Source organism: Streptomyces sp. BJ20 (assembly GCF_022869105.1).
GTDB classification, from domain to species: Bacteria; Actinomycetota; Actinomycetes; order Streptomycetales; family Streptomycetaceae; genus Streptomyces; species Streptomyces griseoincarnatus.
In genome coordinates, this window is sequence record NZ_CP094918.1 from 2,310,288 (window position 1) to 2,336,185 (window position 25,898).

General features: G+C 71.9%; 21 protein-coding genes. 15 read left to right on the forward strand and 6 right to left on the reverse strand.

Annotated features, from left to right (window positions below; translation table 11 throughout):
* The first annotated feature begins 158 nt into the window (after nucleotides 1–158).
* Nucleotides 159–689: a YetF domain-containing protein gene (locus tag MTR79_RS10590; protein ID WP_086699204.1), complete on the forward strand. Its 531-nt coding sequence runs from the start codon at nucleotides 159–161 to the stop codon at nucleotides 687–689.
* Between the two features lie 87 nt (nucleotides 690–776).
* On the opposite strand, the gene MTR79_RS10595 is transcribed toward MTR79_RS10590, so the two are convergent.
* Entirely contained in the window at nucleotides 777–1,046 is a 270-nt protein-coding gene (locus MTR79_RS10595; RefSeq protein ID WP_244789852.1) for a hypothetical protein, read from the reverse strand.
* Nucleotides 1,047–1,455: 409 nt separating this feature from the next.
* Here MTR79_RS10595 and MTR79_RS10600 point away from each other — a divergent pair, with 409 nt between their 5' ends.
* Together MTR79_RS10600 and MTR79_RS10605 are read left to right on the forward strand one after the other, a co-directional pair.
* Nucleotides 1,456–2,127, forward strand: coding sequence for a DUF4232 domain-containing protein (locus tag MTR79_RS10600; RefSeq protein ID WP_244789854.1), 672 nt, complete (start codon nucleotides 1,456–1,458; stop codon nucleotides 2,125–2,127).
* Nucleotides 2,128–2,444: 317 nt separating this feature from the next.
* Nucleotides 2,445–2,999, forward strand: coding sequence for a PepSY domain-containing protein (locus MTR79_RS10605; RefSeq protein WP_189363524.1), 555 nt, complete (start codon nucleotides 2,445–2,447; stop codon nucleotides 2,997–2,999).
* A gap of 52 nt (nucleotides 3,000–3,051) precedes the next feature.
* Here MTR79_RS10605 and MTR79_RS10610 read toward each other — a convergent pair whose 3' ends face one another.
* On the reverse strand, nucleotides 3,052–3,597 hold the full coding sequence (locus MTR79_RS10610; protein WP_244789856.1) for a copper chaperone PCu(A)C: 546 nt from the start codon (nucleotides 3,595–3,597) through the stop codon (nucleotides 3,052–3,054).
* Nucleotides 3,598–4,043: 446 nt separating this feature from the next.
* Here MTR79_RS10610 and ctaD point away from each other — a divergent pair, with 446 nt between their 5' ends.
* Complete coding sequence (gene ctaD, locus MTR79_RS10615; RefSeq protein ID WP_244789858.1) at nucleotides 4,044–5,783, forward strand: cytochrome c oxidase subunit I; 1,740 nt, start codon at nucleotides 4,044–4,046, stop codon at nucleotides 5,781–5,783.
* On the forward strand, nucleotides 5,780–6,202 hold the full coding sequence (locus tag MTR79_RS10620; RefSeq protein WP_086699212.1) for a cytochrome c oxidase subunit 4: 423 nt from the start codon (nucleotides 5,780–5,782) through the stop codon (nucleotides 6,200–6,202). The genes ctaD and MTR79_RS10620 overlap by 4 nt, the downstream gene beginning before the upstream one ends.
* 212 nt (nucleotides 6,203–6,414) lie before the next feature.
* On the opposite strand, the gene MTR79_RS10625 is transcribed toward MTR79_RS10620, so the two are convergent.
* Nucleotides 6,415–8,061: a ubiquinol-cytochrome c reductase cytochrome b subunit gene (locus MTR79_RS10625; RefSeq protein ID WP_244789860.1), complete on the reverse strand. Its 1,647-nt coding sequence runs from the start codon at nucleotides 8,059–8,061 to the stop codon at nucleotides 6,415–6,417.
* 262 nt (nucleotides 8,062–8,323) lie between these two features.
* On the opposite strand from MTR79_RS10625, the gene MTR79_RS10630 reads away from it, so the two are divergent.
* The gene (locus MTR79_RS10630; protein ID WP_244789862.1) at nucleotides 8,324–11,380 is read left to right on the forward strand and encodes an FAD-binding and (Fe-S)-binding domain-containing protein; all 3,057 of its coding nucleotides are present in this window, start codon (nucleotides 8,324–8,326) and stop codon (nucleotides 11,378–11,380) included.
* A 151-nt stretch (nucleotides 11,381–11,531) separates the two neighbouring features.
* Here the strand turns inward: MTR79_RS10630 and MTR79_RS10635 are convergent, their stop codons facing one another.
* The 3 genes from MTR79_RS10635 to MTR79_RS10645 all read right to left on the reverse strand — a co-directional run bounded on the left by MTR79_RS10635 (nucleotide 11,532) and on the right by MTR79_RS10645 (nucleotide 16,293).
* Nucleotides 11,532–13,319 (reverse strand): glycoside hydrolase family 15 protein, encoded by a 1,788-nt coding sequence (locus tag MTR79_RS10635; protein ID WP_244789864.1) that lies wholly within the window; start codon nucleotides 13,317–13,319, stop codon nucleotides 11,532–11,534.
* The gene (locus MTR79_RS10640; protein WP_244789866.1) at nucleotides 13,316–14,383 is read right to left on the reverse strand and encodes an enolase C-terminal domain-like protein; all 1,068 of its coding nucleotides are present in this window, start codon (nucleotides 14,381–14,383) and stop codon (nucleotides 13,316–13,318) included. The genes MTR79_RS10635 and MTR79_RS10640 overlap by 4 nt, the downstream gene beginning before the upstream one ends.
* Nucleotides 14,384–14,448: 65 nt before the next feature.
* Entirely contained in the window at nucleotides 14,449–16,293 is a 1,845-nt protein-coding gene (locus MTR79_RS10645; protein WP_086699217.1) for a thiamine pyrophosphate-requiring protein, read from the reverse strand.
* 349 nt (nucleotides 16,294–16,642) lie between these two features.
* On the opposite strand from MTR79_RS10645, the gene MTR79_RS10650 reads away from it, so the two are divergent.
* From MTR79_RS10650 to MTR79_RS10690, 9 genes are all read left to right on the forward strand, one after another.
* Nucleotides 16,643–17,689: a glucose 1-dehydrogenase gene (locus MTR79_RS10650; protein ID WP_086699219.1), complete on the forward strand. Its 1,047-nt coding sequence runs from the start codon at nucleotides 16,643–16,645 to the stop codon at nucleotides 17,687–17,689.
* 28 nt (nucleotides 17,690–17,717) lie between these two features.
* The gene (locus MTR79_RS10655) at nucleotides 17,718–18,227 is read left to right on the forward strand and encodes a gluconokinase (RefSeq protein WP_102637694.1); all 510 of its coding nucleotides are present in this window, start codon (nucleotides 17,718–17,720) and stop codon (nucleotides 18,225–18,227) included.
* A 210-nt stretch (nucleotides 18,228–18,437) separates the two neighbouring features.
* Nucleotides 18,438–21,269 carry a Na+/H+ antiporter subunit A gene (locus MTR79_RS10660; RefSeq protein ID WP_244789868.1) on the forward strand — a complete coding sequence of 944 codons (2,832 nt, stop codon included), beginning with the start codon at nucleotides 18,438–18,440 and terminating at the stop codon, nucleotides 21,267–21,269.
* Nucleotides 21,270–21,271: 2 nt separating this feature from the next.
* Complete coding sequence (locus MTR79_RS10665) at nucleotides 21,272–21,724, forward strand: Na(+)/H(+) antiporter subunit C (protein ID WP_244793114.1); 453 nt, start codon at nucleotides 21,272–21,274, stop codon at nucleotides 21,722–21,724.
* A complete protein-coding gene (locus MTR79_RS10670) occupies nucleotides 21,721–23,253 on the forward strand; it encodes a Na+/H+ antiporter subunit D (protein WP_244789870.1) in 1,533 nt (510 codons plus the stop codon). The genes MTR79_RS10665 and MTR79_RS10670 overlap by 4 nt, the downstream gene beginning before the upstream one ends.
* Complete coding sequence (locus MTR79_RS10675; RefSeq protein ID WP_244789872.1) at nucleotides 23,250–23,852, forward strand: Na+/H+ antiporter subunit E; 603 nt, start codon at nucleotides 23,250–23,252, stop codon at nucleotides 23,850–23,852. Before MTR79_RS10670 ends, MTR79_RS10675 begins: the two co-directional genes overlap by 4 nt.
* The gene (locus tag MTR79_RS10680; protein ID WP_048455373.1) at nucleotides 23,849–24,115 is read left to right on the forward strand and encodes a monovalent cation/H+ antiporter complex subunit F; all 267 of its coding nucleotides are present in this window, start codon (nucleotides 23,849–23,851) and stop codon (nucleotides 24,113–24,115) included. The genes MTR79_RS10675 and MTR79_RS10680 overlap by 4 nt, the downstream gene beginning before the upstream one ends.
* Nucleotides 24,112–24,504 (forward strand): monovalent cation/H(+) antiporter subunit G, encoded by a 393-nt coding sequence (gene mnhG / locus MTR79_RS10685; RefSeq protein ID WP_086699265.1) that lies wholly within the window; start codon nucleotides 24,112–24,114, stop codon nucleotides 24,502–24,504. The genes MTR79_RS10680 and mnhG overlap by 4 nt, the downstream gene beginning before the upstream one ends.
* A gap of 283 nt (nucleotides 24,505–24,787) precedes the next feature.
* Nucleotides 24,788–25,795, forward strand: coding sequence for an SDR family oxidoreductase (locus tag MTR79_RS10690; protein WP_086699225.1), 1,008 nt, complete (start codon nucleotides 24,788–24,790; stop codon nucleotides 25,793–25,795).
* The last annotated feature ends 103 nt before the right edge of the window (nucleotides 25,796–25,898 follow it).

The window sequence follows — 25,898 nt, forward strand, 5'->3', positions numbered from 1 at the left end:
GCGCGGTGCGGCGTTCGAGGCTCGGGCGGCGCCGGGACGGCCGCCGGCCTGACGGACCGGGCTTTCGCACCTTGGTCCTTGTGGGAGGGGCCCTCGCGCCGGGTACCAGAGGCCTCGTGTTCTTCGATTCCTGGAATGAATTCTTCCGCGTACTCGTCATGGCAGGGCTGGCCTACCCGATCCTCATCGCCGCGGTACGGGCGTCGGGCAAGCGGACACTGTCGAAGATGAACGCCTTCGACCTGGTGGTCACGGTCGCGCTGGGATCGACCCTGGCCACCATCCTGCTCAACCGGCAGGTGGCCCTCTGGGAAGGGGCCGTCGCTCTCGGCTCGCTGGTGACGCTGCAGTTCGTCACGGCTTGGGCGTCGGTCCGCTTCCGGGGTGTCCGCCGGCTGGTGAAGGCCGAGCCGACCTTGCTGCTGCACGAGGGCCGCTTGCTCCATGAGGCGATGCGGGGCCAACGAGTCACACCGGACGAGGTGCGTCAGGCGATCCGCGCCCAGGGGACCGGTGCGCTGGAACTGGTACACGCGGTGGTCCTGGAGACGGACGGCAGTTTCAGCGTGATCTCCCGCTCGCAACACGGCTCGGGAAGCGCCATGGACGGCGTACGGGAGCGGCGAACGCGCCACCACGACGTCGGACAGCAGCCGGTCCCCGGCTCGTCGGGTGACCGCGGACGGTGAAGGCTGCGCCTGTCTCGCGCCGCTCCGCCTCCCTGGCCGCCCGGCCCGCGCATGTCCGTGAGCCGGGTGCCGGGTGCCTGCCCCGTCTCACCGGCCGGGGCCACCGGGGCGAGGCGCGCGTGTGCGGGGGCGCTCGCGGCGGCGGTGGGCCGCTGCGCTCGCCACCGCGCTCAGGCCCGCGCAGAAGATGAGCGCGAGGGCCAGGCCGGAGCAGAAGACGGCCAGCGTGTTCATGGTGGCGATGTCCTGGCCGAGTACGGACACGGTGTACTCGGGGCCACCGGAGAGGTTGCCGGCGATCACCAAGCCGGTGAAGGCTCCCGTGGCTGCGAGGAGGAGCAGTCCGAGTATGAACATCCGGATCATCCCTTCGGACGGAGCGTTCACAGGTACGGGAAGGGGTGCTGCTCGGGTGCCCATGGTGTCGCGCGGGACACGCGGCAGGCGCGAATAGGGGCGTGGGTGTCGTTCCCCGGCCGGTTCCGAGCCTGTGGGCCTACGGGGTGTGCATGGCGCTCGGTGTACGAGCGTCGACCGTCCGGGGGTACGGAAGCCGGGGGTACGGAAGCCGGGGCGGCGGCCGCAGGGCCGACGCGGCACCGTATGCGCCGACGCAGGTCGCCCGGTGCCCGGCGTGCCTCTGTGGCGTCACCGCCGCAGCCGACGGGATGTCCGCCCAACCGGAGGCGGAAGCGTGTGAGCCCTCCGCGGAAGGGAACGCGGTGCCCGTCCCAGTGTCCGCCACGGTCTCGAGGAAGGACTCCTCATGCAGCGGTCCGGTTCGTCCCGCCGCACCCCCCGGCTACGCCGAGGCCCGCTCGGCGCCGTCGCCTTGATCACGCTCGCCGCCCTGACGGCCTGCGGCGGCGAAGGCGTCAGCACCTCGGCGTCCTCCCCACCGGGGGCATCGGGCGACAAGGCGTCCACGGTGACCGGCTCCCCCTCCGCCGCAGCCACTCCGGGGCCGGACGCACCCTCCCCCGCTCGCAGCACGCCGTCGGTGTCACCGGCCCCGCCCGGCGACGCCGCTCCCCGCTGCACCCATGACCGCCTCGCGCTTTCCCTCGGCCGGATCTCGCCGGGCGCGGGCAACCTCTACGCCCCCCTGGTCTTCACCAACGAGGGCACAAGCGCCTGCCACCTCGAAGGCTTCCCCGGCGTCACGCTGCTCGACGCCTCGGGCGAGCGGATCGGCGCTCCGGCACAGCGTTCGGGGGACAAGCGGCCCGCGGTCGTCCTGGCGCCGGGTGAGAGCGCGTACGCCGCCTTGCACACCCTGAACAAGGGGATCTCGGACGCACCCTGCCGACGGCCCGCCGCGTCGGTGCAGGCGTACCCGCCGGGTTCCACCTACGCGCTGAGCACGCCGGCTCGTGCCTTCCAGGTGTGTGGGGAGACTTTCGACGTGTCCGCGGTCCGCCCCGGCTCGCATCCCTGACCTGGATCAGCCCGAGCGACGCCCCCGTCGGACGTGACGCCGGACCAAGTCGTGCGGAGGAAGGGCGAAAGGCGCCGGAAGCCGAACCTCGGCAGCGTCCCTCGGCCAGGGCGGGAGGTCGTGCTGGACCGCCGGTCCAGCCGGGGCGGTCCCGCACCGCGACGAGGGCGAGCGCGGTCCCCGGCGTCGGCAATGGCGACAGCTGGATGGACCGACGCCCGGGGTGAATTTCTGAGATGTCCGTGATTCACGGCACTTGAGATGGAAAGTCGGCTCGTATGAGAGGAATGGGATTTCTTCGGCACGAGGGTGAACGGTTGTGGAAGCGACTCGTGGTCGTCCTGTGCGTGCCGGTCGTCGCACTGTCGTTACTCGTGGCCTGTGGCCGGGAGGATCCGCTGAACGAGCCCGCTGAGCGGTTCGGGATGGTCGAGGTCGACTATGAACGTGCCATCCGCCTTTCCGCGGCCGAAGTGACCGCCGGTGAACTGGTCGCTCTGGACCTCAAGGAGCCCGAGTCGGACTCGCCCGAGTGGGAGAGCCGGATCGCGGACCAGGACGGGCAGCTCACGACGGTCCGGCTCGATGCCACCCGGGGCGAGGTACTGGGGACGAGCAGCGGCCCCGATCTGACGGATTCGGAGCGCCAGGAACTGGTGCGGCTCCTGGAGGAGGCCCGGATCCTGCCGGACGAGGCGGCCCGTGAAGCGGCCGAGACGGCGGAGGGTGATGTCGTCACCGCCGTCGAGCTGCAGGAGCGTGACGGCGATCCGGTCTGGCGGGTCAGCGTCCTCGGCGTGGCCGATGAGACGGCGATGGTCCACGTGGTGGACGCGAGGAGCGGAGAGGTCCTGGACCGCAGTCCGGCGTGACACGGCGAGGGCACGGACCCGGGCGGCCGGTGGCACCACCCCGTCGTCGGCCTCATCCGCCCGGTGAAGGGGAAGTCAGTCCCGGCGCGTCGGTGGCGTCCTCGACGTAGGTGGGGACCTGGGAGTGCACCTGCAGGGCGACCTCGCCGGCTCGCTCGAAACGCAGGGTGACCCACACGTAGTCACCGCCGCGGATCTGCCGGTTCAGGTTGCGGAGCAGCAGGTGGGTTCGGCCTTTCTCCAGTTCGATCAGCTTCCTGGTGGGTACGTGGACGGGACCCCGTACCGTGCCGTCCGCACGCACGATGTCCACGGACCGCGCGACCGTCGTCTCGGCGCCGAGCAGTCTGTCGGTGTCCTCCCCCTGGTTGAACAGCCAGAGGTAGAAGGGCGCGTCGTCCCCCGGCTCCCACGGGCCGTCGGGGGGTTCGGCGATGTGCGCGTAGCGGATCAGGACCGGTCCGACACGGGCGTTGGCGCCCGGCGGGTTGTGCTCGTTCCCGGCATCGCCGCATGCCGCCGCCCCCGCGGCGACGAGACAGCCCGTCACGAGGAGGAGCACCCCCCTTCGCAACTGTGCTGTCAGCCTCTTGCGCATCCTGCGCCACCTCTCTCCCGTAGTTCCGGCGGCACACGGGCCACCTCCGACAGGCATGCCACGCCGCAGTGGTCCCACGTCACTTCTTGAGCCGGACGGGGGACCCTCAGGCGGTCCGAGGCACATGAACGGGGCGGTAGCGTGTTCCGGGTTCAGCTCGCGAGCTGAACCAACTCACCGACTCGGACCACCCCGGCGGCATCGACGAGGCGGCTGAGTGTCCTCGGGGACCCACCGGACGCCGACAGACGGGCCCGTGCCCGCCCATGAGCGGCAGGTGCAGGAGCCCACTCGCCGGGTACTCCGGCCCCGCGACGGCTCACGAGGTTTCCGCAGCGGTGGCATCGGTTAGACGCCGGTGTCGGAGGTTCGATGCGGCGCCGCCCCCTCGGGGGGCACTCCGGCAGAGGGCCGCGTGGGTCGACGGGTGACGGGAAGGGGCGTGCATGGCGGCGGTGGACAGCGGTGCGCAGACGTCGGGCGGGACGGCGCGGCGGCTGACGCAGGGGAGGGCCGTGGTGCGGTGGCTCACGACCACCGACCACAAGGTCATCGGCCAGATGTACCTGACGACCGCCTTCGGATTCTTCCTGTTCGCCGGCGTGCTCGCGATGCTGATGCGGGCCGAGCTGGCACGCCCGGGTCTGCAGATCGTCTCCGCGGACCAGTACAACCAGCTCTTCACCATCCACGGCACGGTGATGATGCTGCTGTTCGCCACACCCACCTTCGTGGGGTTCGCCAACGCGGTGACGCCGTTGCAGATCGGCGCTCCCGACGTGGCCTTCCCCCGGTTGAACGCCTACACCTACTGGGTGTACCTGTTCGGTGGCCTGATGGTTGTGTCGGGCTTCCTCACGGACACCGGGGCGGCCTCCTTCGGGTGGTTCGCCTACGCTCCGCTCAACGGGCCCGCGCATTCCCCAGGAGTCGGCGGCGACCTGTGGGTGATGGGGCTGGCCGTCTCCGGCCTGAGCACCATCCTGGGCGCCGTGAACTTCATCGCCACCGTGATCTGCCTGCGAGCCCCGGGCATGACGCTCTTCCGGATGCCGATCTTCACGTGGAACGTGCTGTTCACGTCGATCCTGGTGCTGCTGGCGTTCCCCGTGCTCACCGCCGCGCTGCTGGCGCTGTTCGCCGACCGCAGGTTCGGCGCCCACGTGTTCGACCCGGCCAACGGGGGAGCACTGCTGTGGCAACACCTCTTCTGGTTCTTCGGGCATCCGGAGGTCTACATCGTCGCCCTCCCGTTCTTCGGCATCGTCACCGAGGTGATCCCGGTCTTCAGCCGCAAGCCCGTCTTCGGCTACTTCGGCCTGATCGGTGCCACCATCGCGATCACCGGACTGTCGGCCGTCGTCTGGGCGCACCACATGTTCGCCACGGGAGCGGTGCTGCTGCCGTTCTTCTCCCTGGCGTCGTTCCTCATCGCGGTGCCCACGGGAGTGAAGTTCTTCAACTGGATCGGCACCATGTGGCGTGGTTCGCTGTCGTTCGAGACACCCATGCTGTGGGCGCTGGGCTTTCTCGCGACGTTCCTCTTCGGCGGGCTGACGGGGGTGCTCCTGGCGTCACCGCCGTTGGACTTCCACACCACGGACACGTATTTCGTCGTGGCGCACATGCATTACGTCCTCTTCGGCACCGTGGTCTTCGCCATGTTCGCCGGCTTCTACTTCTGGTGGCCGAAGTTCACCGGACGCATGCTCGACGAGCGGCTCGGGCGCATCCACTTCTGGACGCTGTTCCCCGGGTTCCACCTGACGTTCCTCGTGCAGCACTGGCTGGGCGCCCAGGGGATGCCGAGGCGTTACGCCGACTACCTCGCCGCCGACGGCTTCACCGCCCTCAACACGATCTCGTCCCTCGGCGCCTTCCTGCTGGGCGCCTCCACGCTGCCCTTCCTCTACAACGTCTGGAAGACGGCGCGATACGGGGAGCGGGTCACCGTCGACGACCCCTGGGGCTTCGGCCGCTCCCTCGAATGGGCGACCTCGTGTCCACCCCCGCAGCACAACTTCGTCGCCCTGCCCCGCATCCGGTCCGAGTCGCCGACGTTCGACCTGAACCGTCCCCGGTACGCCAAACACGCGCACTCCCACTCGCCGTCCGGCGGCGGAGCCGAGGGACGCGGGACGGGAAGCACGGGCAGGGGAGAGAACGAGAGGGGGGAGCGCCCGTGAAGGCCGGGACCGCCCTGTTCGTGGGCGTCAGCCTCTTCTTCGCCGTCTGCGCTTCGACCTACGGATGGTTCTCGGCCGAGCCGGCGGGCACCGCCGTCCTGGCGGTCTCCTGTCTCATGTCGGCCCTGGTCGCCTTCTTCCTCTGGTACCGGCACCGCAAGGACGGGCCTCTGCCGCAGGACGAGAAGGAGGCGCCGGTGCACAGCACGGCAGGGCCCGTCGCCTTCTTCCCGCCGCGCAGCGCCTTCCCGGTACTGGCGGCGGCGGGTACGGCGCTGCTCGGTCTGGGCGCGGTGTACGGGCTGTGGCTGTTCCTGATCGGCGTCGGCGTGCTCGCCCCGGGCGTCCTGGGCTTCGTCTTCCAGTACGGCGCACGCGATACCCGAAGCACGCACACGGCCGGCGAGCAGAACCGATGAGCGGAACGCCACGGCAGACGGTCGTGGCGACCGCGGCGAGCACCGGGACCTGTGCGCCGATGGCCAGGACGCCGACCGTCGGCACCCCGCGGCTTCCCTGGCCGGGACCCTTCCCGGCGCGCCACGCCGAACCGGAGCCGTCGAGCCGATGCGGTGGCCGCCGTGGGGACGCGCCGCTGCTCCGCCGTGACGGGTTCTGAGCCACCGGCCCGTCAAGCGTTCCGGCCGTCCCCTCCCGCCCCGGCCGGAGCCTGGTCGTCACGCTGTTCGCCGTCGGCGGTGTCCTCGCCGGGAAACGGCACCCGGTCGCCGTGGAACCAGCCGCTCAGTACCGACCGGAGCCTCGCCGGCACACCCGTCGGCGAGCCAGGCTCCGGTCGGGGCAGCGGACGCGGCAGGTCACGGCGGACGAGAGCGTGGCGCTCCTCCGCCGTGACGGGACTGCGGGGCTCCCGGTAGCCGCCCTCCACCGACTGCCCGACCTCTCCTGTCTCGTCGCCCTCGGACAGCCGGGAGCGGTCGTGCCACTGGAGGGCCAGGCAGACCCGCCGGGTCAGCCAGAAGGCCACCAGGGGGCCGACGAGGACACCGACGCGTAGGCACCAGGTGAGTGCGTTCAGCGGGATGTCGAAGGTGAGCGCGACGATGTCCTGACCGCCCGCCAGCAGCAGCAGCCCGTAGAAGGTGATGCCGGCGACGCCCAGGGCGGTGCGGACGGGCACGTCGCGCGGCCGGTCGCACAGGTGCCGCTCGCCCCGGTCACGGGTGACCCAGCGCTCCATGAAGGGATACAGGTACAGCGCGAGGAAGAACAGCAGAGGGAAAACGACGGCGGGCAGGAACGGGTTCCAGGAGACGGTGTGGCCCCACAGCCTGGTCTCGAAACCCGGCAGGAGACGCATCGCGCCCTCCACGAAGCCCAGGTACCAGTCGGGCTGGGCGCCGCTGGAGACGTGGTCCGGCCGGTAGGGGCCGTAGTTCCACACCGGATTGATCTGGGCGACCGCGCCCAGGACAGCGAGGACCCCGAAGACCATGGCCAGCAGGCCGGCCGACCGCACGGCGAACTGCGGGAACATCGGCTTGCCCACCACGTTCCGGTTCGTCCGGCCGGGACCGGGCCACTGGGTGTGCTTGAGGTGGAACACCAGGATGAGGTGGAGGACGACGCCCGCCAGCAGAGCGCCCGGCAGGAGCAGGATGTGGACCGGGTAGAGCCGGGAGACGATGTCGTGCCCCGGGAACTCGCCGCCGAAGAGGAACATGCTCAGGTAGGTGCCGACGACGGGCACGGACAGGACGAAACCCTGCGCGGTCCGCAGGCCCGTGCCCGACAGCAGGTCGTCGGGGAGCGAGTAGCCGGCGAAGCCCTCCAGCATCGTCAGCAGGAACAGGGTGAGCCCGATCAGCCAGTTGGCCTCACGGGGGCGGCGGAACGCGCCGGTGAAGAAAACCCGCAGCATGTGCACGCCGACGGCGGCGGCCATCACCAGCGCGGCCCAGTGATGGATCTGCCGGATCAGCAGACCACCGCGCACGTCGAAGCTGATGTGCAGGGTGGACGCGAACGCCTCACTCATCCGCACGCCGCGCAGTGGCACGTACGAGCCCTGGTAGACCACCTCCGACATGCTCGGTTCGAAGAAGAGCGTCAGCCAGACACCGGTCACCAGCAGCACGACGAAGCTGTACAGGGCCAGCTCCCCCAGCAGGAACGACCAGTGGTCGGGGAACGCCTTGCGCAGCGTCGTCCGGGCGGCGTCCAGCAGCGGCAGGCGGCGATCGAGCCACTCCGTGGTCCGCTCGGCCGAGCGGACCGCCCTCGCCTCCAGTTGTCCTTGACCCCGCGACAACGGCATGCGCACCATCCCTTCGTCGTGTCGTGATCCCCACCGTCCGGCACAGAGGTACCCCGAAGACCGTCGTCCAACGGAGTGGCTTCGACGGGACCGTCCGGTCGCCCGCTGTGCCGTGCGCCGGACGCATCGGTCCGGTTTGCGTCCACCGCGCCTCGGATACACGGTCGGGGCACCGGCGCGGGCCCTGCGGTCAACGAGGCGCGGGCACGTCGCCGTCCGGCCGCGAGGCCGCCGTACCTGCCCCTTCACCGGAAGGCCGCTGATGGACCCCGTCGATCTCCCCCTCCCCGTCGTCAGGCGTTCCCGGAACCAGGTCGACGGGCCAGCCCTGGAAGCCGAGTTGCGGGCCAGGGTCGACGGCGAGGTCCGGTTCGACGCGGGTACCCGTGCGGCCTACTCGACGGATGCCTCCAACTACCGGCAGGTGCCCATCGGGGTGGTCGTCCCGCGCACGGTCGAGGCGGCCCAGGAGGCGGTGGCGGTGTGCCAGGAGCACGGTGCACCGCTGCTGTCCCGGGGCGGCGGCACCAGTCTGGCCGGCGAGTGCTGCAACACCGCCGTGGTCCTGGACTGGAGCAAGTACTGCAACCGGCTGGTCTCCGTCGACCCGGAGAACCGCCGCTGCGTCGTCGAGCCGGGCATCGTTCTGGACGACCTGAACCGACAGCTCGCCGAGCACGGCCTCATGTACGGGCCAAAACCGGCCACCCACCCGAACTGCACGATCGGCGGGATGGTCGGCAACAACTCGTGCGGATCGACGGCCCAGGCGTACGGCAAGGTCGTCGACAACCTGTGCCGCCTGGAAGTCCTCACCTACGACGGCGTCCGGATGTGGGTGGGGCGGACGGACGACGGCGAACTGGAACGGCTCATGGCGTCCGACGGGCGCACGGGGGAGCTGTACCGGGGGCTGGCGGGGCTGCGCGACCGGTATGCCGGACTCGTCCGCGAGCGCTACCCGGACATCCCGCGCCGGGTCTCCGGCTACAACCTCGACTCGCTCCTGCCCGAACAGGGCTTCGACGTCGCCGGACTGCTGACCGGCTCCGAGTCCACACTGGTCACGGTCCTGCGCGCGGAACTCGAACTCGTCCCCGTGCCGAAGCACAGCGCGCTGGTCGTGTTGGGCTACGAGGACATCTGCCAGGCCGCCGACCACGTGCCGGCGGTCCTGGAGCACCGGCCCGCGGCACTGGAGGGGGTGGACCACCAGCTGGTTCACTTCCAGCAGAAGAAGCACCTCAACCCCGACGCGCTGGAGGAACTGCCCCAGGGCAGAGCCTACTTGTTGGTGCAGCTCAACGGTGACAGCCGTGAGGAGGTGGAGGAGCGGGCCAGGGCGCTCATCGACGCGAAGCCCGAGGACGTCGACCACACCTGGTACGACGACCCGGAGCACATCGGACAACTGTGGCAGGTGCGCGAGTCCGGGCTCGGTGCGACCGCGCACGTCCCCGGCAAGCCGGACACCTGGGAGGGCTGGGAGGACTCGGCCGTGCCCGTGCCCCGCCTCGGCGACTACCTGCGCGACCTGAAACGCCTCTACGAGCAGTTCGACTACGGGCACCCCTCGGTCTACGGCCACTTCGGCCACGGCTGCGTCCACACCCGTATCCCCTTCGACCTGGAATCCGAGGAGGGAGTCGCCCGGATGCGGGCGTTTGTGGAGCGCGCCGCCGACCTGGTCGTCTCCTACGGCGGATCGCTGTCCGGCGAGCACGGGGACGGTCAGGCCCGGGGCGAACTGCTGGAGAAGATGTTCGGGCCGGAACTGATCGAGGGATTCGAGCGGCTGAAGGGCCTGTTCGACCCCGGGAACCGGATGAACCCGGGCAAGGTCGTCCTGCCGTACCGGCTGGACGAGAACCTGCGCCTGGGAGCGGACCACCTGCCCTGGGAGCCGGAGACCGTCTTCTCCTTCCCGCACGACGACGGCAGGTTCAGCCGTGCCGCCGCCCGCTGCGTCGGCGTCGGCAAGTGCCGCTCCCTGGAGGGCGGCGTGATGTGCCCGAGCTACCGGGCCACCCGCGAGGAGGAGCACTCCACCCGGGGCCGTGCCCGGCTGCTGTTCGAGATGGTCAACAACGACGGCGACTCACCGGTCACGGACGGCTGGCGCTCCGACGAGGTGCGCGACGCCCTCGACCTCTGTCTGGCCTGCAAGGGCTGCAAGACGGACTGCCCCGTCAACGTCGACATGGCCACCTACAAGGCCGAGTTCCTCCACCACCACTACAAGGGCCGGCCACGCCCCCTGGCCCACTACTCGATGGGCTGGCTGCCGGCCGCGGCCCGGCTGGCCGCCCTCGCGCCGCGCACCGTGAACGCACTGGTCTCGGTGCCGTGGGTGGCACGCGCCGCCAAGGCGCTCGGAGGTGTGGCTCCCGAACGTGACGTACCGGTCTTCGCCGAGCAGCGGTTCACCGACTGGTGGCGTGAGCGGGGCGGACCGCGCGGTGACGGGCACCGGGGCGAGGTCGTGGTGTGGCCCGACACCTTCACCGACCACTTCCACCCCGCGATCGGCCGGGCCGCGGTGGAAGTCCTGGAGTCGGCCGGGTTCCGCGTCAAGGTGCCCGGAGCGGCGGTGTGCTGCGGGCTGACGTGGATCTCCACCGGACAGTTGGGCGTCGCCGAACGGGTCTTGCGCCACACCCTCGACGTGCTCCGTGAGGACCTGCGCCGGGGCACCCCGGTGGTCGGACTCGAACCGAGCTGCACGGCCGTCTTCCGGGCCGACGCCCCCGAACTGTTGCCGAAGGATCCGGACGTCGAGCGGTTGCGCGCCCAGACCAGGACGCTCGCCGAGATCCTGGTGGAACGCGCCGACGACTGGCGGCCACCGCGCGTCGACGCCCGGGCGGTCGTGCAGCGTCACTGCCACCAGTACGCCGTCATGGGTTTCGACGCCGACCGCGAGGTCCTGCGGCGCGCGGGCGTGGATGCCGACGTGCTGGACGCCGGCTGCTGCGGACTGGCCGGCAACTTCGGCTTCGAGAAGGGGCATTACGACGTGTCCATGGCCTGCGCCGAGGAGGGTCTGCTGCCTGCCGTCCGGGAGGCGGACGGGTCGACACTGGTCCTCGCGGACGGATTCAGCTGCCGCACCCAGGTCGACCAGGCGGGCACCGGACGTACCCCGCTGCACTTGGCGGAGATCCTCGCCGCCGGCCTTCGCGGGAGGGAGGCAGTGGCGGAGCGGCCCGAGACGCCCGGACCGCGCTCCCTGCTGCCGCTCGCGGCCGGCGGCGCCGCGCTGCTCGCCGTCGCGGCCGGAACGCGATACGTCCGGACGCTCACACGCGGTCGGTCCTAGCCGTCGGCCACGTCCCGCGGAGCGCTGCCCGGCCCGGCCTGCACCGGCTCCTCACCCTGCCGGGCATCGCCCCTCGCGCCGACGGACCGGAACCGTGGACCCGGGCGTGCGGCCGCGTGACCGCCCCGAGGCCGGGTCCCGGGTCTGTTCTTCACCAGCCGCCTGGCACGGCATCTCCCGAAGTGCCGCCGAACCGCGCGGAGCACTCCAGCAGCAGCGCGTGGACGAACCCTTGCGGCAGGTTCCCCCGTAGCTGACGCTGGGCCACGTCGTACTCCTCGGCGAACAGGCCCGCGGGACCGCAGGCCGACCGGGTCCGTTCGAACCATCGCGACGCCTCCGTCACCCGGCCCTGCGCGTGGGCGGACAGGGCCGCCATGAAACCGCACAGCAGGAACGCCCCCTCGGCGTCGCCCAGGGGCTCGTCCCCGTGACGGAAGCGGTGCACGTACCCGTCCTTGGCCAGGCGGCGCACCACCTGCGCGTGCGTGAGCCGGAGGCTGGGGTCGGTGGGCGGCACCGCTCCCCGGGCCAGCGGCAGCAGGAGGGCGGCCTCCGGGCCCGGGTCGTCGGCGGCCCGCTGCCAGTGGCCCTCGGGGTGCAGGCAGCGGACACGGGTTGCTTCCAGAACGGTGTCGGCCAGGCCGGACCAGTCGGCTGACGCCCCTGCGCCGATGTACCGGCCCAGGTCGCGCAGGCCCACGACACAGGACAGGCGGGAGTGCGCCCACCAGCGCTCGTCCAGCTCCCACAGCCCCGCGTCCGGCTCCGCCCAGCGCTCGGCCACCGCCTCGGCGGCGACGCGAGCGGCTTCGGCGGACCGCCCGTCCAGCATGCCGTGACGACCGGCGGCGGCGAACAGCTGCAGCGCCTCCCCGAACGCGTCCAGCTGGAACTGGCGTCCGGCGCGGTTCCCGGCGCGGTCGCTGCCGCCGGGGTAGCCGGTGAGCGGCAGCGGGTGCTCGTCAGGCGGCGGCCGGCCGTCGACGGTGTAGGCGGGACGCAGGTCGGCGCCGTCCTCCAGGATGCGGTCGGTGACGAAGCGCACCGCCCGGTCCAGCAACGGGTGGGGGCCGTGTGCGGCGACGGCGATCCCGGCGTAGCACTGGTCTCGGATCCAGGCGTAGCGGTAGTCGTAGTCGCGTCCGGTGTCGGCGCGCTCGGGCAGCGAGGTGGTGGCGGCCGCGACCATGCCTCCCCGGGAGCTGGTCAGGCCGTTCAGGACGGCGTACGCCATGCGGGTGTCGCGGGGTGCCGCGGTGTCGGCGCAGCCAGGCACCGCCTTCTTCCACCAGCGTTCGGTGGTCTCCCAGAGGTCCCGCGGGTCCAGTGGTGCGTCCCGCCGCTCGGTGGCGATCTCCAGCACCAGGTCGTGGTGAGCACCTTCGGGCAGCCGCAGCCGCCCGTGCAGCTCGCCGTCCGGACCGGTCCGGGCATGGTCCGCGCCGGTGAGTCTCACATGGAGCGCGCCGCTGCGGGCCCGCCACAGCCCTCCCTCACGGCGGATGCCGGTCATGTCCCGTCGCCCGTACTCGGCGCGTACGTCGAGGCCGATGTCGACGAGGGCCTCACCGCGGACGGCACGGACCTGGCGGAGCAGCACGACGCGTTCCGTCTCCGCGGGCACGGCGAGGGCCTCGCGGCAGGAGACGATGCCGTCAGCGGTGACCCAGCGGCTGACCCGGATGAGAGTGCCGTCCTCGTAGTAGCCGCCCCACACGTTCCAGTCGTCCGCGGGGCGGACCCGGTAGTGGCCGGGCCCGCCCAGGAGGCCGGAGAAGACGGCACCGCTGTGCCAGGCGGGTGCGCAGAGCCAGGCGATCCCGCCGCGCGGATCGACGAGCGCGCCGCGCTCCCCGTCGGCGACGAGGGCGTAGTCGCGCAGCACCCATGGGCTGTCCGCCCGCCGTGCGTCGACGGGGTGGGGGCCGCCGCTCATCCGGTGCGGAAGCGTTCGGCGGCCGTCCGGTTCAGCGCGAGTCCGTGGCCCGGTTCGCCAGAGGCGCCGGGGGCGACGGTGCCGCCGTCCGGGTCGAGGGTGCCGTGGAACAGCAGGTTCTCGACGCGGACGTGGTCGTGGAACCACTCCAGGTGGCGCGTGTTGGGCACGGCTGCGGCGACGTGGGCGTGCAGGTGCGGAGCACAGTGGCCGGAGAGGTGCAGGCCGAGACCTTCGGCGACGGCGGCGGCGCGCAGCCACACGGTGATGCCTCCGCACCGGGTGACGTCGGCCTGGAGGCAGTCGACGGCTCCCGAGGCGGCCATCCTGGTCAGGTACGGCAGGTCGTAGCCGTACTCGCCGGCGGTGACGTCGGCGGCGACCGCGTCGCGGACCACGCGCAGCCCCGCGAGGTCGTCCGAGGAGACGGGCTCCTCCAGCCAGGTGACACCCGAGTCGGCCATGGCCCCGGCCATGCGCACCGCCTGTTTGCGGGTGTAGCCGCCGTTCGCGTCGACGTACAGGTCCGCCGCGTCGCCCACGACCTTGCGGGCCAGGCGGGTCCGGTGCAGGTCGCGGGACTCCTCGCGTCCCCAGGACTCCCCGATCTTGATCTTCACTCGGTCGACGCCCTGCTCGGTCCACCCGCGCAGTTGCCGTTCGAGCTGGGTGTCGTCGTACGGGGTGAGGCCGCCGCTGCCGTACACCGCGACCTCGGTACGGGCCGCACCGAGCAGCCTGACCAGGGGAAGCCCGAGCAGGCGGGCCTTGAGATCCCACAGGGCGGTGTCGACGGCGGAGATCGCGCCGGCGGCGATGCCCGGCCGTCCGGTGTTGCGCACGGCGCGGCTCATGCGGTCGCCCGCGGCGGGGACGTCGAAGGCCTCGTGCCCGGTGACGAGGCCGGACAGTTCGTCACGGACCACCGGTGCGGTGGCGGCCGATCCGTAGGTCCAGCCGAGACCGGTGTGGCCGGCCGCGGTGACTTCCACCAGGACGAGGGTGGTGGCGTCCCAGGCGAGGGTGGCGTCCCCGCCCGGAAGGTCGGTGGGGACGCGGTACACGGAGACGGACAGGTGCTCAACGGCAGGTCCGTCGTGGAGTGGCCGTGCCGACGGTGCCGGGTGCGTCACTTGTTCCCTTCGGTGCTGTCGTGCGGTCCGGCACCGGGCCGGTCGTCGCGGTGGCGGGTGCCGGGCAGCATCTCCTGCACCTTGGCCTTGAGGCCCTGTTTCACCATGGAGCCGCGGTCGCTGTCGCCCTTGAGGATCGCGGTGGCCGCCGCCTCGATCTGATCCAGCTCCGCGTGCGGCGGGATGGGCGGGACGGCCGGGTCGGTGCGGAAGTCGATGACGAACGGCCGGTCGGCGGCGAGGGCCCGGTCCCAGGCGTCCTCGACGTGCTTGGGCTTCTCCACCCGGACGCCGTCCAGGCCGATGCGCTGCGCGATGTCCGCGTACGGCAGGTCGGGGATGTGCTGCGACTCCTCGAACTGGGGGGCGCCGGACATGGCGCGCATCTCCCAGGTGACCTGGTTGAGGTCGCCGTTGTTCAGCACGGCGACGATCAGCCGGGGGTCGGACCACTCGCGGTAGTACTTCGCGGCGGTGACCATCTCCATCATGCCGTTCATCTGCATGGCGCCGTCACCGACCAGCGCGATGGCGGGCCGGTCGGGATGGGCGAACTTCGCGCCGATGGCGTAGGGCACGCCGGGCCCCATGGTGGCCAGGGTGCCGGACAGGGACCCGCGCATGCGGCCGCGCAACCGCAGGTGCCGGGCGTACCAGTTGGCGGACGAGCCGGAGTCGGCGGCGAGGATCACGTCGTCGGGCAGCTTGCCGTCCAGGGCGTGGACGACGTACTCGGGGTTGATCGGGTCGGCGCTGACGGCGGCGCGGCGCTGCATGACCTCCCACCAGCGGGCGACGTTCTTCTCGACCTGCTCCCGCCAGGTCCGGTCCTGCTTGCGGTGCAGGCGGGGGAGCAGCCGCCGCAGGGTCTCCCGGGCGTCGCCGACCAGGTTCACCTCGTTGGGGTAGCGCAGGCCGATCATGTGCGGGTCGATGTCGATCTGCACGGCTCGCGCCTGGTCCAGCTCCGGCATGAACTGCGTGTACGGGAAGCTGGAGCCGATCATCAGCAGGGTGTCGCACTCCTGCATCAGCTCGTAGGAGGGGCGGGTGCCCAGCAGTCCGATGGCGCCGGTGACGTAGGGCAGGTCGTCGGGCAGGGCGTCCTTGCCGAGCAGCGCCTTCGCCACCCCGGCACCGAGCACGTCGGCCAGCCGCTCGACCTCCTCGCGGGCGCCGCGGGCGCCCTGCCCGATCAGCACGGCGACCTTCTCGCCCGCGTTCAGCACATCGGCGGCCCGCTGCAGGTCCTCGTCGGACGGCACCGGCGCGTACCGTCCCAGCCCCAGGCTGGACGGCACCATCTTGAAGGCGTGCGTGGGCGGGCTGTAGTCCAGCTCCTGCACGTCACCGGGCAGGATGATCGCCGTCACGGTGCGCTTGGCGTAGGCGGTGCGGAACGCGCGGTCGATGAGGTTCGGCAGCTGCTCGGGCACTGTCGCGGTCTCGCAGAAGTCGGAGGCGACATCCTTGTAGAGACTCGCGAGGTCGATTTCCTGCTGGTAGGAGCCGCCCATGGCGCTGCGGTTGGTCTGCCCCACCAGCGCCACCACGGGCACGTGGTCCAGCTTGGCGTCGTACAGCCCGTTCAGCAGGTGGATCGCGCCGGGACCCGAGGTGGCGGCACAGACACCCACCTTGCCGGAGAACTTGGCGTACCCGACGGCCTGGAAGGCCGCCATCTCCTCGTGCCGGGCCTGGACGAACTTCGGCTTGTTGTCCGCCCGTCCCCAGGCCGCCAGCAGACCGTTGATGCCGTCGCCCGCGTAGGCGAACACGTGGTCGACGTCCCACTCGCGCAGCCGCTGGAGAATGTAGTCGGACACCTTCGTGCTGGCCATGGACACTCCGTTTCTGATCCCGTCGGTGAGCGACTGTCCCGGTGCCCCGGTCCGGGGTGCGCACAGGGGCGCGCGAGGCAGGCTCTTCCATGGGTAACCGTGCCGCCCCGAGGGAAACGTCGACCTCGCGAAGCGGACCCGTGACGCGTCCAGCCCCACAGTGACGGGTGGACCGTTGAGCATGATGCGCTCGGAGCGGGCACTCTGACATGGACCTCGGCAGGGGAAGGGTGCCCGGGTGGGAGTCGGGGTCTCCGTATCTGGAGGAGTTCACCGAAGCCCCGGGCGGACGGCGGACGGCGGCGCGCTCGGCACGAGGCGCCGCGTGGTGTGAGGAACGAGGTGGGCGATGCGTGCACTGACCGTGCGACCCGGCGAGAAGGATTCCCTGGAGGTGCGGGAGGTGCCCGACCCCGTCCCCGCCGACGGCGAGCTGCTGGTGCGGGGCCTGGCGGTGGGGGTGTGCGGAACGGACAGGGAGATCGCCCGGGGCGAGTACGGCTGGGCCCCGCCGGGCCGTGAACGGCTGGTGCTGGGGCACGAGTCCCTCGGGAGGGTGCGGCAGGCGCCGCCCGACAGCGGCTTCTCGGCCGGTGACCTCGTCGCCGGGGTGGTGCGCCGACCGGACCCCGAACCGTGCGGGGCCTGCGCGCGCGGGGAGTTCGACATGTGCCGCAACGGCCGCTACACCGAACGCGGTATCAAGGAGATCGACGGTTACGGCGCACAGATGTGGCGCGTGGAAGCCGGCTACGCGGTCAAGCTGGACCCGCGTCTGGAGCGCGTCGGTGTGCTCATGGAACCGGCCACCGTGGTGGCGAAGGCGTGGGAGCAGGTCGAGCGTGTCGGTGGCCGTTCGTGGTTCGAGCCCCGTCGCGCCCTGGTGACGGGAGCGGGGCCCATCGGGCTGCTCGCCGCCCTCCTGGGGACACAGCGCGGACTGGAGGTGCATGTTCTCGACCGGGTGACCGATGGGCTCAAGCCCGCCCTGGTCCGGGAATTGGGCGCCACCTACCACGCGGAGGACGCCGGGCGGGTCGTCTCCGCCGTGCGCCCGGACGTCGTCGTCGAAGCCACGGGCGCGAACGAGCCCGTCCTCGCCTCGCTGACGGGCACGGCGCCCTACGGAGTGGTGTGCCTGACCGGTGTGTCACCCGCCGGCCGCAGAATGACGGTGGACGCGGGGGCCCTCAACCGGGAGATCGTCCTGCAGAACGACGCGGTGGTGGGCTCGGTCAACGCCAACCTGCGCCACTACCGTCAGGCCGCCGAGGCGCTGGCACGGGCCGACAGGTCGTGGCTCGAGCGCCTGATCACCCGGCGGGTGCCGCTGGAGCGCGCGAAGGAGGCGTTCGCACCGCGACCTGACGACGTCAAGGTGGTCATCGAGCTGTAGGCGGCACGGTACGAAGGAAGGGTCCTGGATGTCTCACCACACTGCTCCCTTGGTCGTCGTCATGGGCGTGTCCGGTTCGGGGAAGACCACGGTGGGCCGGCTGCTGGCACGGCACCTCGACGTCCCTTACGCCGAAGGGGACGATTTCCACCCCGCGGCCAATGTGGCGAAGATGCGAGCGGGCCACCCGCTCGACGACGAGGACCGCCGCCCCTGGCTGGACGAGATCGCACGGTGGCTGGCCGGCCATGCGGACGGCGGAGGCGTGGTGGCATGCTCGGCGCTCAAGCGCCGCTACCGTGCCCGTCTGGCCTCCGCCGCACCGCGCGTCTTCTTCCTCCACCTCGACGGCTCGCCCGAGCTGATCGCCGCACGGATCACCGCGCGGCGGGGCCACTTCATGCCGCCCGAGCTGCTCCGTACACAGCTCGCCGACTTTGAACCACTGGGCGACGACGAGACGGGCTCGGCGGTCCCGATCGACGGTACGCCGCAGGAGACGGCGGCTCTCGCGCGTGCCGCCGTCACCGCGACCTGATCCGCTTGCCGCAGCCGGTGGCGGTTCCGCCGTCGGACACGACCCCCTCCGGGCCCCGGGCGGGGGACGCGCCCGTCTGCCACACCTGAGGTATTGATTGCCGCGCCGCCGGGTACCCACGGCCGTCGGCCGGGATAGGGCTCCTGAGACCTGGGAGGACGAGCCGAGCATGGATCGGCGGGCCGAAGCGTTCGCGGAGGAGTTGGTGCGGTGCTGTTCCTGCTGGCCGCTTACGCGGCGGTCGCAGCGGCCGTCCCGTGGTGGCAGCCGAGACTCGGCCGTGCGGTGTGGGCGGTGGCGGCCCTCGTGCCGCTGGCGACGGTGGTCTGGGCGGGCACGCGGGCCGCGAGCGTCCTGGACGGCGAGGAGTACCGGGAGACCCTGTCGTGGGCCCCGTCGCTGGGACTGACGGTCGACCTGCGGCTCGACCCGCTGGCCCTGCTCATGCTGTGGATCGTCGCCGGCGTCGGCGTCATGGTCCTGCTGTACTGCCGGTACTACGTCGAGCAGGACGCCGCCCGTCAGGCCGCGCTGCTGCTGGCCTTCGCCGGAGCGATGACCGGCCTGGTCCTGGCCGACAACGTCTTCGTGCTGTACGTGTTCTGGGAACTGACGACGGTCGCCTCCTTCCTGCTCGTCGCGGGGCGTGGGGAGGGCGAAGAGGAGCGGCGCGCCGCCCGGCAGGCACTGCTGGTGACCGCGGCCGGCGGCCTGGTCATGCTGCTCGGTCTGGTCGTGCTCGGGCAGACGGCCGGGACGTACCGGATCTCCGCGATCCTCGCGGACCCGCCGCGGGGCGGCGCGGTGTCCGCCGCCGTGGTGCTCGTCCTGATCGGGGTGTTCGCCAAGTCCGCGCAGATGCCGCTGCACGGCTGGCTGCCCGCGGCCATGGTGGCGCCCACGCCGGTGAGCGCCTATCTGCACGCGGCCGCGATGGTCAAGGCCGGGGTGTACCTGGTCGCCCGGCTGGCGCCCGCACTGGCGGAGGTGGCGCCATGGCGGCCGATGGTGCTCGCGGTGGGTCTGACCACGATGGTGCTGGCCGCGTGGCGCGCGCTGCGCGCGACCGACCTGAAACTGCTGCTGGCCTACGGCACCATCAGTGAACTGGGCCTGCTCGTCACCCTCTTGGGGACCGGGACGCGGACCGCCGCTCTGGCCGGGGTGGTGATGCTGCTCGCGCACGCCGCGTTCAAGTCGGCGCTGTTCCTGTCGGTCGGGATCCTGGACCACCGGGCGGGGACGCGGGACATCCGGGAACTGTCGGGCCTGGGGCGCCGCATGCCCGCGCTCTTCGCGGTCACGGTGCTCGCCGCCGCCTCGATGGCCGGCATCCCGCCCCTGGTCGGGTACCTCGGCAAGGAGGCGTACTTCGAGGCCTTCCTGCACGGCACCCGGCTCGGCGGGCATGAACAGCTGACGGTGGTGCTCGTGATCGGCTCCGCGCTGACCGTGGCGTACGCCGCACGGTTCGTGCAGGGGGCCTTCGGCGGGCACCCCGGAGAGGCGGCGCACCGGGCGGAGCGTCCGGAGCCCGGATTCGTCGCCCCGGTGGCCGTACTGGCGGGCGCGGGCCTGGCCCTGGGCGTGGGCTACCCGGGGACGGCAGCCCTCGCGACCGCCTACGCCGACGTCTACCCCCCGGGGCCTGACGGGCCGTACAAGCTGTCCCTGTGGCACGGCTTCACGCCGGTGCTGGGCCTGTCGGCACTCACACTGACGCTGGGCGGGCTGGTGCACCTGGGCAGACGTTCGTTGCCTGCCCTGCCCCGTCTGCCCGATGTGCAGCGCGTGTTCGACCGTACGGTCGTGGGGGTCGGCGGGCTGGCCTCGGCCGTGACCCGGCGTACGCAGGTCGGCTCGTTGCCGCTCTACCTGGCGGTGCTGCTGACGACCGTGGTGGTGGTGCCCGGCGCGGCGCTGGTGGCCGGGGCGCCTCCGCTGGGCTCCCCGCTGCCGTGGTGGTCCCCCGCGGAACCGTTCCTGGCCGTGGTGGTGCTGGTGGCGTCCGCCGCGGCGGTGGGCACACGGCACCGGCTGACCGGAATCCTGTTGGCCGGCGCCGTCGGTTACGGCGTGGCCGGGGTGTTCCTGGTGCGAGGCGCGCCGGATCTGGCACTGACACAGTTCCTCGTGGAGACCATGACGCTGGTCGTGGTGGTCCTGGTGCTGCGCCGGATGCCGGCCCGGTTCAGCCCCGGCCGGACGAGACCGCGGGTGCGCCTGATACGCGCCGCGGTGGCCGGTGCCGTGGGTGTCTTCGTCACCGGCTTCGCGTTGGTGGCGTCGGCCGCGCGCACGGCCCCGGCGATCTCGTCGGGATACGCGCGCCACATGGAGGAGGCCGGCGCCGAGAACATCGTCAACGCGATCATCGTCGACTTCCGCGCGCTCGACACGCTGGGGGAGATCTCGGTGCTGCTGGTGGCCGCGGCCGGTGTCGTCAGCCTGGTCCGGGTGGACGGTCGCCGGCGGGCGAACCCGTCCGACGCAGGACAGGGCGGCCTGTTCCCCACGGCGCACTGGGACGAGCCTGCGCGCACCTGGCTGCCCGGCGCGCACGAGCGGCCGGGCGGCGAGCGGTCGGTCCTGCTGGAGGTGGCCACCCGGCTGCTGTTCCCCTCCATCCTGGTGTTCTCGCTGTTCCTGCTGTTCTCCGGGCACTACCGTCCCGGCGGCGGGTTCGCCGGCGGCCTGGTGGCGGCCCAGGCGTTCGTCCTGCGGTACCTGGTGGGCGGACGCGCCGATCTCGGAGCCGCCGTACGGGTGCCGGCAGGCGTGGTCGCGGGCGTGGGGCTGCTGCTCGCCGCCGCCGTGGGGCTGTTCCCGCTCGTCCTCGGCGGTACGCCCCTGGAGAGTGCGGTGGTGACGCTTCATCCGCCGGTGGTGGGCACGGTGAAGTTCGCGACCAGTCTGTTCTTCGACGTCGGCGTCTACCTGCTCGTCGTCGGCGTCGTCCTCGAGCTGTTGTCGGCGGTGGGCGTCTCACTCGGTCAGGAGATGGCCACGGCCGACGACGCGAAGCAAGGAGGTCCGCGGTGAACATGATCGACGGGACCATGGCCCTCGTGGTCGGCGGTCTCTTCGCCATCGGCTTCTACCTCATGCTGCAGCGGTCACTGATGAGGATCGTCCTCGGCTTCATCCTCCTGGGTCACGGCACCAACCTGCTGCTCCTGGTCGCCGGAGGCACACCCGGCCGGCCTCCCGTGCCAGCCGGGACGACCGACGCCTCCGCGCGGACCGCCGACCCGCTGCCCCAGGCCATGGCGCTGACGGCCATCGTGATCACCTTCGGCCTCACGGCCTTCCTGATGGCTCTGGCCTACCGGTCCTGGCGCCTGTCCGGCCACGACGAGGTGCACGACGACGTGGAGGACCGACTCATCGGGACCGCCCGGGAACGCGCCGACGCCGGGCCCGAGTCGGGCCGGGACGAGGCCGGGCCCGCGCCGGACAGGGACGACGGCGGAACCGCGCCGGGAGAAGCCCGATGACGGGGGCACTGCCGGCCCTGCCCGTCCTGTTGCCGGCCCTCGGCGCCGGTATGTCCCTGCTCCGGCTGCCCCGCCCGGTGATGCGCGGACTCAGCATCGGCGTGCTCACGGCAGTCGTCGCCTGCGGCACGGCACTCCTGGTCCTCGCCGACCGGCACGGACCACAGGCCCTGCACGTCGGAGGCTGGCCCGCTCCCCTCGGGATCACCCTCGTGGCCGACCGGCTGTCGTCCCTGCTGCTGACCGTGTCGGCACTGGTGGCCCTGGCCGTACTGCTCTTCGCCGTCGGCCAGGGCACGGCGGAGGACCGCCGCAGCTCGGCCGTGGTCTTCCACCCCGCCTACCTGGTACTCGTCACCGGCGTGAGCCTGGCGTACCTCACCGGTGACCTGTTCAACCTCTTCGTCGCCTTCGAGGTGATGCTCGCCGCCTCCTACGTCCTGATCACCCTGGACGCGGACGAGAACCGCACCCGCGCCGGCATGACGTACACGATCGTCAGCCTGACGTCGTCGCTGCTGTTCCTCTCCCTGGTCGCCCTGGTGTACGCGGCGACCGGCACCGTCACCCTGGCACAGCTCGGACCGCGGCTCGCCGAGCTGCCGGACGGCCTGCGCTCGGCGCTCGCCCTGCTGCTCCTGTCCGTCCTCGGCATCAAGGCGGCGATCGTCCCCCTCCACTTCTGGCTCCCGGACAGCTACCCCACCGCTCCCGCGCCGATCACCGCCGTCTTCGCGGCGCTGTTGACGAAGGTCGGCGTGTACGCCCTGCTCCGCACCCAGACGCTGCTCTTCCCCCGCACGGGAGTGTGGATGGTGCTGGCCTGCGCGGCGGCCCTCACCATGATCGTGGGAATCCTCGGCGCCCTCGCCCAGGACGACCTCAACCGTCTTCTGTCCTTCACTCTCGTCAGCCACATCGGTTTCATGCTGTTCGGGATCGCCCTGTTCGACGTACAGGGCCTGACCGGCACGATCCTCTACGTCGTCCACCACATCGTCGTCCAGGCAGCGCTGTTCCTCGTCGTCGGCCTGACCGTGCGCCGCACGGGGACCGCCGCGCTGCACCGCATGGCGACGCGGCCGAGGCCCGGCCCGTTGGCCGTCACACTGTTCGTCGTCCCGGCCCTGAGTCTGTCCGGCATCCCGCCGCTCTCCGGCTTCGTGGCCAAGCTGGCCCTGCTGCGGGCCGGCGTCGCGCAGGGCACACCGGCCGCCTACGTACTCGCCGGAACCGCCCTGCTCACCAGCCTGCTGACCCTCTCCGCCATGACCCGTGTCTGGATGGCCGCGTTCATGGGACGACCACCTGGCCGCCCCGAGGAACGTCCGGGGGAGCCCTCCGGCACCGGGCGCGACCGTCGGGGCGGAACGCGGCTCATGCTCGCAGCCGCGGCCGGCATGACGACGACCGGAGTGGCGGTCGCCGTGTGCGCGGGCCCGCTCGCCGGCCTCGGCGAGCGGGCCGCCGAGGATCTGCTGCACCCGCGTGAGTACCGCTCCGCCGTGCTGGAGGGGAGTCAGCGGTGAACCGTCGCCCGAGCCACTCCGACCGGTTCTCGCAAGGACTGCGCCAGGTGCCGATGATCGTCTGGCTGTGGCTGCTGTGGGTCCTGCTGTGGGGAGCCACCAGCGCGGTGGTCCTCGTCGGCGGCCTGCTCGTCGCCGTCGGCGTCGTCCTGCTCTTTCCGCTGCCCGCGGTGCTGCCGGGCGGCGTACCCAGACCGCTGCGGGCCGGGCGACTGCTGGTCGATCTGCTCACCGACCTGGTCAAGTCGGGATGCACCGTCGCCTGGCAGGCCGTCCGCCACGGCAGGGAAACCCCCTCCGCGATCGTCGAGGTCCCCTTGAGCGTCGACAGCGACCTGCTGATCGCAGCCGTGGCCCGGCTCACCACCATGACGCCCGGCACCGTCGTGATCGAGATCGACCGGCGCCGCAAACGCCTGTACGTGCACGCGCTGCCGGTCCGGGACCAGCGCGACATCGCACGTCGCCGGAGTGACGTACAGGCCGTGGAGCGCCGGGTCGCGCGAGCGGCCGGCCACCACCGCGGCGCCGAGAAACCCGGGCCGGGCCCCACCCGGCCGGACGACACCCGACGTCAGTCCCGAGGAAGGGAATCATGACCATCCTGTACGGCGCCACGCTGGCCGTGATCGCGGCGGCGGGCCTGCTCACACTGCTGCGTCTCGTACGCGGTCCCCTCGCCCTCGACCGCATCATGGCGCTCGACGTCCTCGTGACCATGACCATCGCCGCGACGGCGGTGGGCGCCGTGGCACGCGACGACACCACCGCCATCCCCGTGCTCGTCGTCCTCGCCCTGCTGGCCTTCATCGGATCGGTGACGGCGGCCCACCTGGTCGAGAAGCGGGAGGGCATGCGATGACCACCGTGCTGAACGCGGTCACCGCCGTCCTGTTTCCGGCGGGTGCGGCCTTCTGCCTGCTCGGTGCCCTGGGCCTGCTCCGCTTCCCGGACACCACCAGTCGTCTCCACGCCGCCGCCAAGGCACAGACCCTCGGCCTGCTGCTCGTCCTCGTCGGAGCGGCCGCGCAGATGCCCGGGCGCCACGCCCCGGTCCTGCTGCTCGTGGCCCTGTTCCAGCTGTTCACCGCCCCGATCAGCAGCCAGATCATCGGCCGTACCGCCTACCGCACCGCCGGCCTCGACCGTGACCTGCTCCTCCGCGACGAACTCGCGGACCGCCTCGTACGTGACGGTATCCCTCTCCCCGGGCACGACCGGCCCCAGCGGGACGACGACGCGGAACGTTGATCCCATGGCGACGCCACGGGCGCCGAACGGGTCACGGGCATGGGCCGCCACGCGCGTCGTCGGTACGGCATCCTCGCCCCCGCCTCGGAGCCGCTGACCACACCTCGTCCCGCTGGCTCGTCACCGCACTCCGCCCCGCTCCCGCCCGTCCGCTCGGAGCCCGTCAGCCGGTGGGGGAGCGGGCTCGCGCCGAACCGTCCACGTCGCCGTACCCGTCCTCCCGGCTTGTTTCCCGGTGCCGCGAACGCGGTACCTGACCGGCCCAGCGCAACGAGGAGTGCTCATGCAGGGAAAGCGGGAGACGGTCGTGGTGACGGGAGCCAGCGGCGGTATCGGCCGGGCGGCGGCCAGGATGTTCGCCGCACGGGGCGCCCGGGTGGTGCTGCTCGCCCGGGGCCGGGCGGGACTGGAAGCCGCCGCGGCCGAGGTCCGACAGGCAGGTGGGCAGGCGCTGCCCATCGTCACCGACATGTCCGACCACGACCAGGTGGAAGCGGCGGCCCAGCGCGCGGAGGAGGAGTCGGGCCCCATCGACGTCTGGGTGAACAACGCCTTCACCTCCGCGTTCGGCAGCTTCATGGACCTGTCCCCGGAAGAGTTCCTCCAGACGACCCGATCGACGTACCTGGGCTATGTGCACGGCACCCGTGCCGCCCTGGCCCGCATGCTGCCGCGTGACCGCGGCACCATCGTGCAGGTAGGTTCCGCACTCGCCTACCGCGGCATCCCGCTGCAGAGCGCCTACTGCGGCGCCAAGCACGCCATCCAGGGCTTCACCGAGTCGGTGCGCTGCGAGCTGCTGCACGACCGGTCCCGTGTGCGGATCACGATGGTGCAGATGCCCGCGGTCAACACCCCGCAGTTCACCTGGTTGCGCACGCACCTGTCCCGGCACGCGCAGCCGGTCCCCCCGATCTACCAGCCGGAGGTCGCCGCCCGCGCCGTACTGCGCGCCGCCGACCGTCCCCAGCGGCGCGAGTACTGGGTCGGCGCCTCCACGGTGGCGACCCTGCTGGCCAACGCCGTGGCCCCCGGGCTGCTGGACCGCTATCTGGCCCGGACCGCCTTCGACGCGCAGCAGACGGACGCCCGTCCGGTGCCCGAGGGACCCGGCAACCTCTTCGCGCCGGCCGACGACACGGAGGACTACGGCGCGCACGGCGTCTTCGACGACCAGGCGCACGCTCGCAGCCCGCAGGCGTGGGCGAGCCGCCACCGCATCGGGCGCGCCGCGACCGCGGCCGGCCTCGCCGGGACGGGGTACGCGCTGTTCCGTCGCATCAGGTCTTGAACCGCACGCAGCGCCCGCTGCTGACGGAGCACTCGGCGGTTCGTGAACGGCGTCAGCCGTCGCCGGACACCACCGAGCTGTCGTGACCACGGGACCACGCCGT